Consider the following 16,288-nt stretch of genomic DNA (forward strand, 5'->3'; position numbering starts at 1 on the left):
GGGGCCGGCATTGCCGGCCCCGGTGATATGCCAGGGTGATGTCGTTTCAGCTATCGGGTCAGGCCATGTCAGTGGAACTGGAAAACACCACCACACATCACACCATCCCGATCTATCAGGTCAACGAAATCCTGTTGGGTGCGCGCCAGCAGGGCGTGGATATTCGCGACATCCTGTTGCGCGCGGATATCTCGCCGGCGCTGCTGGAATCACCGTTGTCCCGGGTGTCGCAACGTCAGTATGCGCGGCTGATCCGCGCCATGCGCTTTCACATGCGTGATGAATTCTTTGGCCTGTGCAGCCAGCCGGTGCGCATCGGCGCCTTTTCGCACATGTGCAAGAACCTGGTGCAGTGCGGCAGCCTCGGTGAAGCAATCCGCGAGGGTTTCTCGTTCTATCACATGATGATCGATGATTTTGTCGCGCGGCTGTCGGTACAGAAGGGCGTGGCACGGGTGCGTATCTGTCACCGTGGCCCGCCGGAAACGATGGGCAACTATGCCGAGCGCGTGTTCATCTTTTTTGCCATGGGCATGGCCTCCTGGCTGGTGGCACGGCGGCTGCCGCTGCTGAACGTGTATTACCTGCCTTCAGAGCGCGACCGCGATGCCTATGTGAAAATGCTGTTCCAGGCGCCGGTCCTGTACGAAGAAGGCGTGCTGGGTTTTGATTTCGAAGCGCGCTGGCTGGAACTGCCGGTGGTGCAGAACGCGATGAGCGTGCGGGATTTTCTGCATCAGGCGCCGGCCAGCCTGCTGGTGAAATACCGTGACCAGACCAGCCTCACGGAACGGATTCGCCGTTTGTTGCGCCGTCACCTGAGCGGCGAAATGCCGACGCTGGAAGAGGTCGGGTCGATCTTCGGCATCACCCCGCAAACCCTGCGCCGTCGCCTGCGCAACGAAGGGCAGACCTATCAATCGCTGAAAGACAGCCTGCGCTGTGATGCGGCGATTGAACTGTTGAGCCAGCCGGAACTTTCGCTGGTGGACATCGCCGCCATGGTGGGTTTTTCCGAACCCAGTACCTTCCACCGTGCCTTCAAGAAATGGACCGGGCTGCCGCCCGGCGAGTACCGCAGCCGCCGCCTGCGCGAAGAAGAATTTTTCTGACCACCACGCCGGCCGAACCGGGCCGGCGACCAAACCTCTCACCGCCTGCCGCCATGCGTTGTTCTTCTGGCAGCTTTCGCCAATGCATTTGACCGAATGCGCCATTGTTGACGATAGCCCCCGGCGCCACTCTATACCCATGATCGAACAATAACGGACCTGACAAGACAGCTTCCGGTTTCTGATCCGGTTCAGGTCAGCACAGTGCCGCACAGGTACGGAGGAGAGTCCCTTGAGTCGTAAAGTCTACGTTGCCGGTGTCGGCATGATCCCGTTCACCAAGCCCGGTGCCAGCGATCCTTATCACATCATGGGTGAGCAGGCGGCGCGCATTGCCCTGAAAGACGCCGGCCTGGATTACGACAAGGTGCAACAGGCCTATGTCGGTTACGTCTACGGTGATTCCACCAGCGGCCAGGCCGCCGTGTACGGTGCGGGCCTGACCGGCATCCCGGTTTTCAACCTGAACAACAACTGCTCGTCCGGTTCGTCTGCGTTGTTCCTGGCCCGCCAGGCAGTGGAAAGCGGTCAGGTCGAATGCGCGCTGGCACTGGGCTTCGAGCAGATGAATCCGGGCGCGCTGAAAGGCGCCTATGATGATCGTCCGTCGCCAGTGGCGCGGTTCCAGGAGGCGATGACTCAATTGCAGGGCTACGACAGCCAGGCACCGCGTGCCGCGCAGTTTTTTGGTGGCGCAGGCCGCGAACACATGAAGCGTTTCGGCACCAAGGCGGAAACCTTTGGCCGCATTTCTGTTAAGGCGCGCCAGCATGCTGCCAACAACCCTTACGCTGTTTTCCGCCAGCAGCTTTCGCTGGAAGAAATCATGAGCGCGCCGATGATCTTTGATCCGCTGACGCGCTTCCAGTGCTGCCCGCCAACCTGCGGCGCGGCTGCCGCCATTGTCTGCTCAGAAGCGTTCGCCAAGCGCCATGGTCTGAACATGGACGTAGTGATTGCAGCGCAGTCGATGACCACGGATTTTGAATCGACGTTCAACAGCGACGATATGCGTCGCGTGGTCGGCTATGACATGACGGCCGCTGCCGCCAAAGAAGTGTACGAGAAAGCCGGCGTTGGCCCGGAAGAGGTGAAAGTCGTCGAGCTGCACGACTGCTTTACCGCCAACGAACTGATCACCTACGAAGGCCTGGGCCTGACCCCGGAGGGCACCGCCGAGAAATTCATTCTCGACGGCGACAATACCTACGGTGGTCGCGTGGTCACCAACCCGTCCGGCGGCCTGTTGTCGAAAGGGCACCCGCTGGGCGCCACGGGCCTGGCGCAATGTACCGAGCTGGTCTGGCAACTGCGTGGCACCGCTGACAAACGCCAGGTGGAAGGCGCCCGCGTGGCGCTGCAACACAACCTGGGTCTCGGCGGCGCCTGCGTGGTGACGCTGTATCAGTCCAGCAAAGGCTGAGCAGGAGACGAGCGTGATAGATACCTCTTTCATTGGCGCGGCACTGCCCGCCTTCAGTGCCGATGTGGAAGCCGGCCGGCTGCGTTTCTTCGCCAAGGCGATTGGCCAGGCCGATCCGGTCTATCTGGATGAACAGGCGGCCCGTGCCGCCGGCTTCGACGGCATCCCGGTGCCGCCGACGTTCCTGTTCTGCCTGGAAATGGAATCACCGAACCCGGCTGCGCTGCGGGAAATGCTCAATATCGACATCGGCCGTGTCCTGCATGGCGAACAGCAGTTCGTCTATCACGCGCCGGCCTACGTCGGCGACCGGCTGACATTTACCCCGACAGTGGCGGATATCTACGCCAAGAAGGGCGGGGCGCTGGAATTCGTGGTGCGTGATACGCGCGTCACCAACCGGCGCGATGAACTGGTGGCGGAGCTGCGCTGCGTCACGGTGGTACGCAACGGCTGAGGCGGCGGAGAAGCGACATGACAGCAATCAACTACGACAGCCTGAACGTCGGCGATGCACTGCCGGTGCTGGCCACCCGGCCGATCAGCCGGCTCGACCTGGCGCTGTACTGCGGCGCCTCCGGCGACCACAACCCGATCCATGTGGATATCGACTTTGCCAAAGGCGCCGGCATGCCCGATGTGTTTGCCCACGGCATGCTGTCGATGGCCTTTCTGGGCCGTTTGCTCACCGACTGGGTGCCACAGCATCAGTTGCGCGAATACAGCGTGCGCTTTGTCGCCATCACCCATGTGGGTGATGCAATTACCTGCACGGGCGAAGTGGTGGAGAAATTCGAACACAACGGCGAGCGCCGCCTGAAGCTGGTGCTGGCCACGAAGAACCAGAACGACGAAATCAAGCTGAAGGGTGAAGCCGTGATCGGCTTTCCGGGCTGACGGGAGAGAAATTCAATGAGCAAGTTGCAAGGTAAAGTGGCGATCGTATCCGGTTCCGGCCGTGGCATTGGCCGCGAGATCGCACTGAAGCTGGCCAGCGAAGGCGCGGCCGTGGTGGTGAACGACCTGGACGCCGCCCCGGCGGAAGAGACCGTGGCGGATATCATCCGCGCCGGCGGCAAGGCTGTTGCCTGTGTCGGCAGTGTCACGGACGCCGATTTCGCCGACCGTTTCGTCAATACGGCCGTGAACGAGCTCGGTGGCCTGGACATCATCGTCAACAATGCCGGTTTTACCTGGGACAACGTGATCCAGAAAATGACCGACGAACAGTGGCAGGCGATCATCGATGTGCACCTGACTGCACCGTTTCGCATTCTGCGTGCCGCCTCTGGTTACATCCGCGAGCAGGCCAAGAAAGAAGCCGGGGAAGGCCGCGAAGTGTTCCGTAAAGTGGTGAACATTTCCTCGATTTCCGGGCTGATGGGCAATGCCGGCCAGAGCAACTATTCCGCCGCCAAGGCCGGCATCGTCGGCCTGACCAGGACGCTGGCGAAAGAGTGGGGCCGCTACAAAGTGAACGTGAACAGCGTGGCCTACGCGCTGATCAGCACCCGCCTGACCCAGGCGACGGAAGAAGAAAAGACCGTGGATATTGAAGGCCGGCAGATCCGCGTTGGCGTCAAGGCCGCCAACCTGAAGGCCGCCGAAGCCTCGATCCCGCTGGGCCGGGCCGGCACGCCGGAAGAAGCCGCCGGCGCCGTATACCTGTTCTGCATTCCTGAATCCAACTATGTGAGCGGCCAGTCACTGATCTGTGGCGGCGGCCGTCCCTGAGGCGCGAGATGAGCGATATCAAGCACGCCTGGATGGACGAAGACCTGCTGATTTTCCGGGATGCCACCCGCAAGGTCTTCGAAAATGAATTTGCGCCCCTTGAGGAGCGCTGGGTCAGTCAGAAACGGACTGACCGCGAAGTCTGGAACATGCTCGGGCAGTACGGGCTGCTGTGCGCCAGTATTCCACAAGAATACGGTGGCGCCGGCGGCACGTTCGCTCACGAGGTGGTGATCTGCACCGAGCAGTCCAGAGCCCTGGTCAGCAGCTTCAGCCTGAATGTGCACAGCGCCATTGTGGCGCACTACATTCTCAACCACGGCACCGAGGCGCAGAGGCAGCAGTGGCTGCCGAAGATGGCCTCCGGCGAGATGGTGGCGGCGATCGCCATGAGCGAGCCGGGCACCGGGTCGGACCTGCAAGCGGTCCGTACCACCGCCCGCCGCGACGGCGATGAATATGTGATCAACGGCTCCAAGACCTTTATCACCAACGGCTACCATGCCGACCTGGTGTGCGTGGTGGCGAAGACCGATACCCAGGCGCCGGGCGCCCGGGGTATCTCGCTGGTGATGGTGGAAACGAAGGACCTGCCGGGTTTCCGCCGTGGCAAGTTGCTGGAGAAGATCGGCCAGCGCGGCCAGGATACTGCCGAGCTGTTCTTTGATGACGTGCGGGTGCCGGTGAGCAACCTGCTTGGCGACGAGGAAGGCAAGGGCTTTCCGCAGCTGATGAAAGAGCTGCCGCGCGAGCGCCTGCTGATCGCCGTCGGTGCGGTGGCCGTGATGGAGCGTGCCGTCGCAGAGACGGTGGCCTATGTGCAGGCGCGCAAGGTGTTCGGCAAACGTCTGATGGACATGCAGAATACCCGCTTCACACTGGCCGAGTGCAAGACCCGCGCCACGGCGGCCCGGGTGTTTGTTGACGACTGCATCGGCAAGGCCCTGCGTGGCGAGCTGGATGTGGCCACGGCGGCGATGGCCAAGTGGTGGGTCACCGAGACCAACTGCCAGGTGATCGACGAATGCCTGCAACTGCACGGGGGCTACGGCTACATGCTGGAATACCCGATTGCCCGGATGTACACCGATGCCCGCGTCGGCCGCATCTACGGGGGGTCCAATGAAATCATGAAAGAGCTTGTGGCCCGTTCGCTGGACCAGGCCTGACCGCGTGACAACACAGCGCCGGCGGCATCTGCCGCCGGCGGATAAGTAGAAGAAGCAGGAGTGGATATGGGCAACGCACACTACCGTTTCTGGCCGAAAGGGCAGCCGAAGACGCTGCAGGTGCCGGCGACGACACTGTGTCGTAACCTCGAGGACGCCGCGGCGCGTTACCCGGCACGGCCGGCGGTCATCTATTACGACGGTGTCCTGACCTATGGTCGCTTTGAACAGGAAGTCGGTTATCTGGCCGGCTACCTGCAACAGCATTGCGGTGTCGCCCGGGGCGACCGCGTGGTGCTGTTCAGCCAGAACTGCCCGCAATTTTTCATTGCCTACTATGCTGTGCTGAAACTGGGCGCGGCGGTGGTGCCGGTGAATGCCATGAGCACGGCACCGGAGCTGCGCTACTTTGTAGAAGACAGCGGCGCCCGCGTGGCGCTGCTGGGCCAGGAAATGTACGAGCGCGCCCGCCCGCTGGTGGACGAGGGGCTGCTGGGGCAACTGATCATCCACACCTATTCCGATTACATCGGCGACGACTGTGAATTTGCCATTCCTGACTGGGTGATGATGCCGCGTCGCGACATCAACGACCCGGTGGTGACGCACTGGCAGGACATGCTGGCCGCACGTTGCCCGGCATCGCCGGCGCCGTTTGGTGCAGAGCAGATGAGCATCCTGCCGTACACCTCCGGCACCACCGGCCAGCCAAAAGGCTGTGTCCACAATCACCGCACCCTGATGGCAGCCATCTACGGCTCGGCCATCTGGCGCGGGCTGCACGCGGAAACCGTGTTCCTGTCCGTGGCGCCACTGTTCCATCTGCTCGGGATGCAGAACGGCATGAACCTGCCGATCCTGCTCGGCGCCACCGTGGTCATGCTGCCGCGCTGGGATGAAGCCGCAGCGGCGCGGCTGATCGAGAAATACCGGGTCAGTTTCTGGTCGGCGACGCCGGCCATGCTGGTGGATTTCTTCTCCAATCCGGCGCAGGAAGGCTACGACCTGTCCAGCCTGGCGCTGCTGGCAGGCGGCGGCGCCGCGATGCCGGAAGCGATCTCGCTGATGCTGCGTGACAAATACGGCATTTACTTCAATGAAGCCTACGGCCTGACCGAGACGGCGGCATTCCTGCACGGCAACCCGGTGCATCGGGGCAAGCCGCAGTGCCTGGGTGTGCCCGCCTTCGGTGTGGATTCCCGGGTGGTGGACCCGGACACCCTGGAAGAACTGCCCGACGGTGAAGTGGGCGAACTGATCACCAGTGGCGACCAGGTGATGGTCGGCTACTGGAACAACGAGCAGGCCAACCGTGAAGCGTTTATCGAACGCGACGGCAGGCGTTTCTTCCGCACCGGGGACCTCGCCTCGGTGGACGAGGACGGCTATTTCTTCATGCGTGATCGCCTCAAGCGGATGATCAGCGTGTCCGGCTACAAGGTCTGGCCGGCGGAAGTGGAAAACGCCATGTACGACAACCCCGACATCCAGGAAGCCTGCATCGTCAGTGTGCCGGACCGGCGCAGCGGCGAAGCGGTGAAAGCCATCGTGGTGCTCAAGCCCGGCCGGCGCGGCAGCGTCACCGAGCAGGACATCATCGGCTGGGCGCGGGAACGGATGGCCGTGTACAAGGCGCCGCGTCAGGTGGAGTTCCGCAGCAGTCTGCCGCGCTCCGCCACCGGCAAGATTCTCTGGCGCGAGCTGCAGGAAGAACAGGCCCGCGCCGACCACAAGACCGGCAGTTGAACACTGCCTCGCTACATAAAAACAAATCGGGAGTACCTGTCATGATCTTGAGATCCCTGAACAGATTTTTCGCCGGCCTGATGGCCGTCACCCTGCTGGGCCTTTCCGGCCAGACCCTGGCCGAATACCCGGAGCGCACCATCCGCATCGTCGTGCCGTACCCGGCCGGTGGCGCCACCGACACGCTGGCGCGGCAGATTGCCCAGGGGCTGTCGGATGCCTGGGGTGAGTCCGTGATCGTCGATAACCGGCCGGGTGCCAGCGGTATCACCGGCGCCAATATCGTGGCCCGTGGGCGCAAGGACGGCTACACGCTGCTGATGGGCATCACCGCCATGACGCAGTTGCCAGCGCTGTATGCCACGTTGCCGTTCGATGTGGACGATGACTTTGAACCGCTGAACGAAGTGGCCCGTTCCCAGAACCTGCTGGTGGTGCCGAAATCGATGAACGTGACCACGTTCGAGGAATTCGTTGCGCGCGTGAAGGCCGAGCCGGGTCAGCACAGTTACGGCTCCTACGGCAACGGCACCTCGGCCCATATCCACGGCGAACTGCTCAAGCAGCAGACCGGCCTTGACCTGGTGCATGTGCCGTACCGTGGCTCTGCACCGCTGATGACTGATGTGCTGGGCGAGCGCCTGAGCCTGGGCATCGTCGATGCCGGTTCGATTCGTCCGCACATGGACTCCGACCGTTTCAATGTCATTGCTGTCAGCGGTGTGGAACGTTCCGACCTGGTGCCCGAGGTGCCGACTCTGAAAGAACTGGGCCTGACCGGTTTCGAGCCGTATGGCTGGTTCGGCATGTTCGCACCGAGCGGTGTGCCGGATGACATTCTCGACACACTGTCTGCGGAGATTGCGCGCATCATCGCCACCGAGGAAATGGCTGACGTGATCCGTGGCTTTGGTCTGCGTCCGGTGGGCAGCGACCGCGATGGCTTCGCCGACACTGTCGACAGCGACCTCAAGGTCTGGACCAGCGTGATTCGCCAGACCGGCATCAAAATCGAATAAGCAGGCAACCATTATGAGCAACGCAAGCAACCTGGCTGCTGCCCTGGATTTCTCCGGCAAGCATGTTTTCATTGCCGGCGGCGGGAGCGGCATTAACCTGGCGATCGGCGAGGCATTTGCCCGCCAGGGCGCCAGGGTGGTGCTGGTCAGCCGCACGAAAGAACGTATCGAAGCGGCCGCCGCCGGCCTGCGCGCTTTGGGCGCCGAGGCCCTCGGGCTGAGTGCCGACGTGCGCGACGCCGAGGCGATCCGTGCCGCGCTGGCCACGGCACATGAGACATTCGGCCCGATTGACGTGCTGATCTCCGGTGCTGCCGGCAATTTTCTGGCACCGGCCGCCGGCATGTCGGCCAACGGTTTCCGTACCGTGATCGACATTGATCTCAACGGCACCTTCCATGTGCTGCGCGGCGCGCACGAGTTCCTGCGCAAACCGGGTGCGGCGGTGCTCAATATCTCTGCACCGCAGGCGTTCAATCCAACTCCCTACCAGGCACACGTCTGTGCGGCCAAGGCCGGTATCGACATGCTCACCCGTGTGCTGGCGATGGAGTGGGGCGCGGAGGGTATCCGTATCAATTCGCTGGTGCCGGGGCCGATTGGTGACACGGAAGGCCTGCGCCGCCTGGCACCGTCAGCGGAGGCGCTGAAGGTCATGGAACAGACCGTTCCGCTGCGACGCCTGGGTAACACCGACGAGATCGCCAACATGGCCACCGTGCTGTGTTCACCGCTGGCCAGTTTTGTCACCGGCGCAGTATTGACCGTGGACGGCGGCAGCTCGCTGCTCGGCGGCCGTGACTACACCGACGCCTACGCCGCTTCGCAGCGCGCGCGGGCACAGTGAGGGACCTATGGAAGCCACACGCTATTCCGTGGACAACGGCGTTGCGCTGCTGGAGCTGAACCGGCCCGAGCGCCGCAACGCCCTGAACGAAGTGATGCGCAACGAACTGCGTGACGTCGTCACGCAGTTGCGCGACGACCGCAACGTCCATGCGCTGATCATTACCGGGGCCGGTGATGCCTTCTGTGCCGGCGGTGACCTGAAAGGCATCGGCAGCGCCGGGCTGGATAATCAGGGCTGGCGCAACCGCATGGCCGACCTGCACAACTGGCTGAAAGACCTCCTGGCACTGGACAAGCCCGTGATTGCAGCGGTCGATGGCCCGGCCTACGGCGCCGGCTTCAGCCTGGCGCTGGCGGCGGATTTCATCATTGCCACGCCACGGGCCCGGTTCTGCATGTCGTTCATGAAAGTGGGTGCCATTCCCGACCTCGGCGCCTTCTACACCCTGCCGCGTATCGTCGGCCCACGCCGTGCAAAGGAACTGATGCTGTCCGCGCGCGAAGTGAAGGCCGAGGAGGCCCAGTCGCTGGGTATCGTCAACGAGATCGTGCCGGTGGAAACCTTACAGGCGCGCGCCCGGACGCTGGCTGAAAGCTTCGCCGGCGCCTCGCCGCTGGCCGTGTCGCTGATCAAGCGCGCGGTGACGGCGTCCTCCATCAGCGACATGAACACCATGCTGGATATCGAGGCCATGTCGCAGGCGCTGGTGTTCGGGTGTGATTACCACCACGAAGCCATCAGCCGTTTTCTGAACAAACAGCCGCCGATGTTCAACTGGCCCGAATAACGACGTAAAGGTACTCCGTCATGTCAAATGCAGCTTTGCTGGAAGGAAAAGTAGTGGTGGTGACCGGTGCCGGTGGCGGCATCGGCCGTGACATCGCGCTGTCGGCCGCCGCCCAGGGCGCAAAAGTGGTGGTCAACGATATTGGCGCCTCGCTGTCCGGTGATGGCCTGGACGCCGGCCCGGCACAACAGGTGGTGGATGAAATTCGCGCCGCCGGGGGTGAGGCGGTGGCCAGCACCGACAGCGTCTCCGAGCCGCACACTGCGCAGCAGATCGTGACCGCTGCGCTGGACACTTTCGGCCGCATCGACGGTATCGTCAACAACGCCGGTATCCTGCGCGACCGCTTTTTTCACAAGATGTCCGACCAGGAATGGGACGCTGTCATTCGCGTTCACCTGTACGGTGGCTATTACGTCAGCCGCGCTGCCGCGCCGCATTTTAAAGCGCAGGAATCCGGTGCCTATGTGCACATGACGTCCACCTCCGGGCTGATCGGCAACTACGGCCAGGCCAACTATTCCGCCGCCAAGCTCGGCATTGCCGCGCTGTCGAAATCCATCGCGCTGGACATGCAGAAGTTCAATGTGCGCTCCAACTGCATCGCGCCGTTTGCCTGGAGCCGCATGACCGGTTCGGTGCCGGCGGAGACCCCGGAAGAGAAACAGCGCGTGGAGCGCTTCAAGCAGATGACGCCGGCCAAGATCGCACCGCTGGCCGTCACGCTGATGAGCGACGCCAGCAAGGTCAACGGCCAGATCTTCGCCGTGCGTAACAACGAAATCATCCTGATGAGCCAGCCGCGCCCGGTGCGCTCCGTGCACCGCAGCGAAGGCTGGACGCCGGAAACCGTGCTGGAACATGCATTGCCGGCGCTGGAAGCCTCGTTCTTTGACCTGGAACGGTCCGGCGACGTGTTCTGCTGGGACCCGGTGTGACGAGAGAGGCAACCATGACTGAGCAAACCACGGGCATCGAGATCGCCTGGCAACAAAAACTGGACGGCGGTGAATTCGTCATCCAGCAATGCGGCGAATGCAAGCGCCATGTGTTCTTCCCGCGCGAACTGTGCCCGCATTGCGGGGCCGACGCGCTGGGCTGGGTGGCCCCTGTTGGCCTGGGCACCGTGTACGCGGTGACCACCGTGCGCCGCGCGGCCGAGGCCGGCGGCGACTACAACGTGTCGCTGATTGATCTGGACGAAGGCGTTCGCCTGATGAGCCGCGTCGAGGGCGTGGACCCGGCGGAGGTCACGATTGGCCTGCGGGTCAAGGCCCGTGTGGCAAAACAGGATGAGCGCGCTGTGCTACTGTTCGACCGCGCTGAAGGAGATGCCCGATGAGTCAGAACCTGAAAGCACTGCGCGGCAGCGTGGCGATCGCCGGTGTCGGCACCTTCGGTTGCGGCAAGACGCCGGGCTTCAGCGACATGGAGCTGCTGGCCGGTGCTGCCAAGCAGGCCGTGGCGGAAGCCGGCCTGACCATGCAGGACATCGACGGCCTCTGCACCGCCAGTGTCAGCGCGCCGATGTGGCCGATGCCGGTCATCGAGCATCTGGGCATCCGCCCGACCTTTATCGACGGCACCATGCTCGGCGGCTCCAGTTTTATCGCCCACCTGATGCCTGCCATGCTGGCGCTGCAAAGCGGCCAGTGCAACGCGGTGCTGGTCTGCTATGGCAGCGCGCAGCGTTCCTCGACGATGAACCGTCGCGAGATCAGCAAGACCCGTCGCATGCTTGATCCGCAGCCGTATGAGCATCCCTATGAGCCGATGCTGCCGCCGTCTGCCTACGCGCTGTCAGCGTCGCGGCACATGCATGAATTCGGCACCACACGCGAGCAACTGGCGGAAGTGGCGGTGGCCGCGCGCAAATGGGCACAGCTCAATCCGACCGCCTATGACCGCGACCCGCTGTCGATTGCGGATGTACTCAATGCGCGCATGATCTCCGACCCGCTGACCGTGCGCGACTGCTGCCTGGTGACCGACGGCGGCGGCGCCTATGTGCTGGTGCGCGCAGACCGCGCGAAGGACATGCCGCAGAAGCCGGTGTATCTGCTCGGCAACGGGACCGCCTGCTGGAACCGCCAGATTTCTTCGATGCACGATGTGACCACCACCGCGACGGTGGACTCTGGCCGCGCTGCCTTTGCCATGGCGGGGATGACTCCGGCAGACATCCAGGTCGCGCAGCTTTATGACGCCTTCACCATCAACACGATTCTGTTCCTGGAAGACCTCGGGTTCTGCAAGAAAGGCGAGGGCGGTGCCTTTGTGGCCAACGGCGCCATCGCACCGGGCGGCCGCCTGCCGGTGAATACCAACGGCGGTGGCCTGTCCTGGGGCCATCCGGGCATGTACGGCATCTTTGCGCTGATCGAGGCCGTGCGCCAGTTGCGCGGTGAATGCGGCGACCGTCAGGTAGCCGGCGTGCAGACGGCGCTTGCCCACGGCAATGGCGGTACCCTGTCGAGCCAGTCCACCGCTATCCTCGGTACCGCCGAGACTCTTTAACATGATGCGCCCCGGCGCGTGCCGGGGCATGCAGGAGACACAGCATGATCCGCGACCAGGAAATGATGACCGCGTTCCTCGATACCGTGACCAGTTTCGTGCGCGAGGACCTGATCCCGAGCGAGGAAGAAGTCTCGGACACCGATGCCATTCCCGAACATATCGTCAGGAAGATGCGCGACATCGGCCTGTTCGGCCTGACCGTGCCGGAGGAATTCGGCGGTCTGGGCCTGACCATGGAAGAAGAAAGCCTGGTGATGATCGAGCTGTGCAAGGCATCGCCGGTGTTTCGCTCGCTGATCGGCACTACTGTCGGGATCGGTTCGCAGGGCATCCTGATGGACGGCACCGATGAACAGAAAGCCGACTGGCTGCCGCGCCTGGCCACCGGCGAGGTGATTGCCTCGTTCGCGCTGACCGAGCCGGGCTCCGGCTCTGATGCGGCGTCGATCCGCACCAGCGCAGTACGCGATGGTGATGACTATGTGATCAACGGCACCAAGCGGTTTATCACCAACGCACCGCACGCAGGTGTGTTCACGCTGATGGCGCGGACTAACCCGGAGGACAAGGGTGCCGGTGGTATCAGCGCCTTTATCGTCGATGCGAAAACGCCGGGCATCAGCCTCGGCAAGAAAGACAAGAAAATGGGCCAGCGCGGGGCGCACACCTGCGACGTGATCTTTGAGGACTGCCGTGTGCCGGCCTCGAACATCATTGGCCTGAAAGAAGGCCGTGGTTTCAAGACCGCCATGAAGGTGCTCGACAAAGGCCGTATCCATATCGGCGCGGTGTGCGTCGGTGTGGCCGAGCGCATGCTGGAAGACGCGCTGAACTACGCCATCGAGCGCAAGCAGTTTGGCCAGCGCATTGCCGATTTCCAGCTGGTGCAGGCCATGCTGGCCGACAGCAAGGCCGAAATCTATGCGGCAAAATGCATGATTCTTGATGCGGCCCGCCGCCGTGACAACGGCGAGGAAATCAGCACCGAGGCGGCCTGCTGCAAGATGTTTGCCTCGGAAATGTGTGGCCGCGTCGCAGATCGCGCCGTGCAGATTTTTGGCGGCGCCGGTTATATGTCCGAGTACGGTATCGAACGCCTGTATCGTGATGTGCGCCTGTTCCGTATCTACGAAGGCACCACGCAAATCCAGCAGATCGTGATTGCCCGCAACATGGTGCGCGCAGCGACGGCCTGATGCACTGCCGGCCCCGCCCGTCCGGGCGGGGCGTCCCCGTTGTACTCATAAGAGCAAAAAAGACCCGCGGTCCTGCCGCGAAGGGGAACCTCGATGCACGCGCGCGTGTTGCTGCTGCCAGTCGTGATGGTGTCGACGCTGGTCTATCAATTGTCCGGCTGGGCGCCAGTGGCGCTGCCGGGGTATCTCGCGCTGGTGCTTTACCTGATCAGCGAATGGCCACGGCTGGCCCGTATCCCGCGTGCGGTACTGATTGCGGCGGCCGGTGTGCTGCTGCTGTTTGTCTGGCGCGCCGACGATGTCGCCGGCGGCCTGTTCACCGGCTTTAATCGTGCCGCCTGGTTTGCCACCTTTCTGGCCGCGTTGTCGTACCTGCGCGAAGCAGCGGAAACTTCGCGGCTGGTGCGCCAGTGCGGGCAGGTAATCATCAACCAGCCCCCGTCGAAGCGCTATGCCACGCTCAGTGCCGGTTCATTGATGATCGGCATTCTGCTGAACATGGCCGTGCTGAACCTGCTCGGGGTGATGGCGCGCCGTGCCAATACGCTGACCGCTGCCGGCGGCAATGTGGCGGTGCGTGAAGCGCGTACTCGGCGTATGTTCACCGCGATCACGCGCGGCTTTTCCACTTCCCCGCTCGGTTCACCGCTGACCATGACCATGGCAGTGATCCTGTCCGTGCTGCCGGATCTGAAATGGTGGCGGCTGTGGCCGCTTGGTCTGGGCGCCACGCTGCTGCTGATGCTGCTGGGCACGTGGCTGGATCGTGTCAGTGCGCCACGTCATCTTGCCGGCGCGGTGCCGCCGGTGGTGCAACCGGACATGCCGGGCCACCCGGTGTTGCGTTTTCTGGCACTGGTCGGTGCGGTGTTTGTGGCGGCGGTGCTGCTGGAGCAATGGCTGCACAAATCACTGACGCTGGCGATTCTGCTGGTGGCGCCGGCGGCGGCGCTGGTGTGGATGGTGATGCAGTACCGGCGTCGCGGCTGGGGCAGGGCGCTGCGCTTTGCACTGGCGCGGCTGATGCGGCGCGCACCGCATCAGTTCAGCGGTTTGCGTGCAGAAACGGCGGTGCTCTGCGCCGGCGCGCTGATGGGCACGCTGATTGCGGCGTTGCTGCCGGTGGATGCGTTCGCCGGCTGGCTGGCCGACATGGGGTTGTATGGTGCGCCGGTGGCGCTGCTGGTGCTGGTGCTGATGACAGCGTTGCCCCAACTCGGCCTCAATCCGGTACTGGTGTCGACCATTCTCCTGGCGGCCATGGCGCAGCCGTCGATGTTTGGCCTGTCGGCGGAATTGCTGGCGCTCAGTGTGGCCAGCGGCTGGACACTGGCAGTGAGCTGTTCGCCGGTGGCGAGCACCATGCTGATCAGCAGCCAGCTGGTGCGTGTCAGCCCGCAGGTCATGGGCTGGCGCTGGAACGGCCTGTATGTGCTCTGTGGTGTGTGTGTCTGTGCACTCTGGCTGTTATTGCTGTCATGGCTGTGGTTCTAATGCCGGGTGTTACCCGGCGTAACAGGCGGCCTGATCATCGCTGAAAAACAGCGGATTCCACCGCTAATTTCCCCCTCTGGCCAGTGCCTGAAATTGCCTGCCGGTCTGTTTCGCTGTGCGCGGAACGGCTGGCAGCGCGCGCGGACATGTTTGGCCAATGTTTGCTGATACAAACCGCCATTGTGGGATCAGGGTGCCGTGCCCACTATCGTGATCATATAAAAATAAATTCATCCGCTGGGAGAAGTACCATGCAAGCTGGACGTTTGAGTTTTTCGTTGTGCGCTGCGGTGTTGCTGGCCTGTGCCGGCCTGTTTTCCTCGCTGTCCGCCAGTGCCGACTACCCGGATAAACCGATTCGCGTGATTGTGCCGTTCCCGCCTGGCGGTGCCACCGATTCCCTGGCACGTGTGCTGGGCGATTTCATGTCCCGTGACCTTGGGCAACCCATCGTGATCGACAACCGTTCCGGCGCCGGCACCATGATCGGTTCCGAAGCGGCGGTGAACGCACGCCCGGATGGCTACACGCTGCTGCTGACTATTTCGTCGCTGGTCCAGGCGCCGCACCTGCTGAGCAATCCGCCGTTTGATCCGGTTGAGGATTTCACGCCGGTGGCGCAACTGGTGACCACGCCACTGGTGCTGACAGTGCTGGGCGAATCCGGTATCGAAACGCCACAGCAACTGGTGCAGAAAGTGAAATCGGAACCGGGCCGGCATGTGTACGGCTCCTATGGTGCAGGCTCGTCCGGCCACCTGTACATGCACGCCTTTACCGAACAGACCGGCCTGGACTGGGTGCATGTTCCGTATCGCGGCGAAGCGCCGTCGGTGACGGATCTGCTTGGCGGCCAGATTACCGGTGTGATCATGTCCGGTGTTGGCGCGCTGCCGCATGTGCGGAGCGGGCGCATGAATGCACTGGCCGTCACAGGGCCGTACCGCATGCCGGCCATGCCGGATGTGCCGACCTTCAAGGAACTGGGCTATGAGCGCATGGACAACCGTGGCTGGTTCGGCCTGTTCGGTCCCAAGGGTGTACCCGCCGAAGTGGTGCAACGCCTTTCCGACAGCGCCACCAAGGCACTGGCGGACCCGGAAGTCGTACAGCGTATCGAAAACCTGTCGCTGATCATTGATCCGCTGCCGGCGGCGGAGTTTGCCCCGATCGTCAAGCGCGACAATGACATCTGGAGCGCCATCATCAAAGAAGTTGGCGTGAAACTGGATTAAGGG

Annotated in this window: 16 protein-coding genes; all 16 read left to right on the top strand. The window is 63.0% G+C overall.

Annotation, left to right across the window (positions count from 1 at the left end; translation table 11 throughout):
- Nucleotides 1-65 precede the first annotated feature (65 nt).
- The 16 genes from S7S_RS06635 (at nucleotide 66) to S7S_RS06710 (ending at nucleotide 16,285) form a co-directional block, all read left to right on the top strand.
- Nucleotides 66-1,112, top strand: coding sequence for an AraC family transcriptional regulator (locus S7S_RS06635; RefSeq protein WP_035205488.1), 1,047 nt, complete (start codon nucleotides 66-68; stop codon nucleotides 1,110-1,112).
- A 232-nt stretch (nucleotides 1,113-1,344) separates the two neighbouring features.
- Nucleotides 1,345-2,535: a lipid-transfer protein gene (locus S7S_RS06640; protein ID WP_008738958.1), complete on the top strand. Its 1,191-nt coding sequence runs from the start codon at nucleotides 1,345-1,347 to the stop codon at nucleotides 2,533-2,535.
- 13 nt (nucleotides 2,536-2,548) lie between these two features.
- Nucleotides 2,549-2,992 (top strand): MaoC family dehydratase N-terminal domain-containing protein, encoded by a 444-nt coding sequence (locus S7S_RS06645; protein ID WP_008738956.1) that lies wholly within the window; start codon nucleotides 2,549-2,551, stop codon nucleotides 2,990-2,992.
- A 17-nt stretch (nucleotides 2,993-3,009) separates the two neighbouring features.
- The gene (locus S7S_RS06650) at nucleotides 3,010-3,432 is read left to right on the top strand and encodes a MaoC family dehydratase (RefSeq protein WP_008738954.1); all 423 of its coding nucleotides are present in this window, start codon (nucleotides 3,010-3,012) and stop codon (nucleotides 3,430-3,432) included.
- Nucleotides 3,433-3,447: 15 nt separating this feature from the next.
- On the top strand, nucleotides 3,448-4,269 hold the full coding sequence (locus tag S7S_RS06655) for an SDR family NAD(P)-dependent oxidoreductase (protein ID WP_008738951.1): 822 nt from the start codon (nucleotides 3,448-3,450) through the stop codon (nucleotides 4,267-4,269).
- Nucleotides 4,270-4,277: 8 nt separating this feature from the next.
- Nucleotides 4,278-5,438: an acyl-CoA dehydrogenase family protein gene (locus S7S_RS06660; RefSeq protein ID WP_008738948.1), complete on the top strand. Its 1,161-nt coding sequence runs from the start codon at nucleotides 4,278-4,280 to the stop codon at nucleotides 5,436-5,438.
- 66 nt (nucleotides 5,439-5,504) lie between these two features.
- On the top strand, nucleotides 5,505-7,184 hold the full coding sequence (locus S7S_RS06665) for a long-chain-fatty-acid--CoA ligase (protein ID WP_008738947.1): 1,680 nt from the start codon (nucleotides 5,505-5,507) through the stop codon (nucleotides 7,182-7,184).
- Between the two features lie 41 nt (nucleotides 7,185-7,225).
- A complete protein-coding gene (locus S7S_RS06670; RefSeq protein WP_008738946.1) occupies nucleotides 7,226-8,203 on the top strand; it encodes a Bug family tripartite tricarboxylate transporter substrate binding protein in 978 nt (325 codons plus the stop codon).
- A 13-nt stretch (nucleotides 8,204-8,216) separates the two neighbouring features.
- Nucleotides 8,217-9,050 carry an SDR family oxidoreductase gene (locus S7S_RS06675; protein ID WP_008738945.1) on the top strand — a complete coding sequence of 278 codons (834 nt, stop codon included), beginning with the start codon at nucleotides 8,217-8,219 and terminating at the stop codon, nucleotides 9,048-9,050.
- Between the two features lie 7 nt (nucleotides 9,051-9,057).
- Nucleotides 9,058-9,840: an enoyl-CoA hydratase/isomerase family protein gene (locus tag S7S_RS06680; RefSeq protein ID WP_008738944.1), complete on the top strand. Its 783-nt coding sequence runs from the start codon at nucleotides 9,058-9,060 to the stop codon at nucleotides 9,838-9,840.
- A 20-nt stretch (nucleotides 9,841-9,860) separates the two neighbouring features.
- On the top strand, nucleotides 9,861-10,778 hold the full coding sequence (locus S7S_RS06685) for an SDR family NAD(P)-dependent oxidoreductase (RefSeq protein ID WP_035205485.1): 918 nt from the start codon (nucleotides 9,861-9,863) through the stop codon (nucleotides 10,776-10,778).
- Between the two features lie 14 nt (nucleotides 10,779-10,792).
- Entirely contained in the window at nucleotides 10,793-11,182 is a 390-nt protein-coding gene (locus S7S_RS06690; RefSeq protein ID WP_008738942.1) for a Zn-ribbon domain-containing OB-fold protein, read from the top strand.
- Nucleotides 11,179-12,357, top strand: a complete 1,179-nt coding sequence (locus S7S_RS06695) for a thiolase (protein ID WP_008738941.1) — start codon at nucleotides 11,179-11,181, stop codon at nucleotides 12,355-12,357. Before S7S_RS06690 ends, S7S_RS06695 begins: the two co-directional genes overlap by 4 nt.
- A 44-nt stretch (nucleotides 12,358-12,401) precedes the next feature.
- Nucleotides 12,402-13,556, top strand: coding sequence for an acyl-CoA dehydrogenase family protein (locus tag S7S_RS06700; RefSeq protein ID WP_008738940.1), 1,155 nt, complete (start codon nucleotides 12,402-12,404; stop codon nucleotides 13,554-13,556).
- Between the two features lie 93 nt (nucleotides 13,557-13,649).
- Nucleotides 13,650-15,050, top strand: coding sequence for a hypothetical protein (locus tag S7S_RS06705; protein WP_008738939.1), 1,401 nt, complete (start codon nucleotides 13,650-13,652; stop codon nucleotides 15,048-15,050).
- 251 nt (nucleotides 15,051-15,301) lie between these two features.
- On the top strand, nucleotides 15,302-16,285 hold the full coding sequence (locus S7S_RS06710) for a Bug family tripartite tricarboxylate transporter substrate binding protein (RefSeq protein WP_008738938.1): 984 nt from the start codon (nucleotides 15,302-15,304) through the stop codon (nucleotides 16,283-16,285).
- Nucleotides 16,286-16,288 lie beyond the last annotated feature (3 nt).

The organism is Isoalcanivorax pacificus W11-5 (assembly GCF_000299335.2).
GTDB lineage: Bacteria > Pseudomonadota > Gammaproteobacteria > Pseudomonadales > Alcanivoracaceae > Isoalcanivorax > Isoalcanivorax pacificus.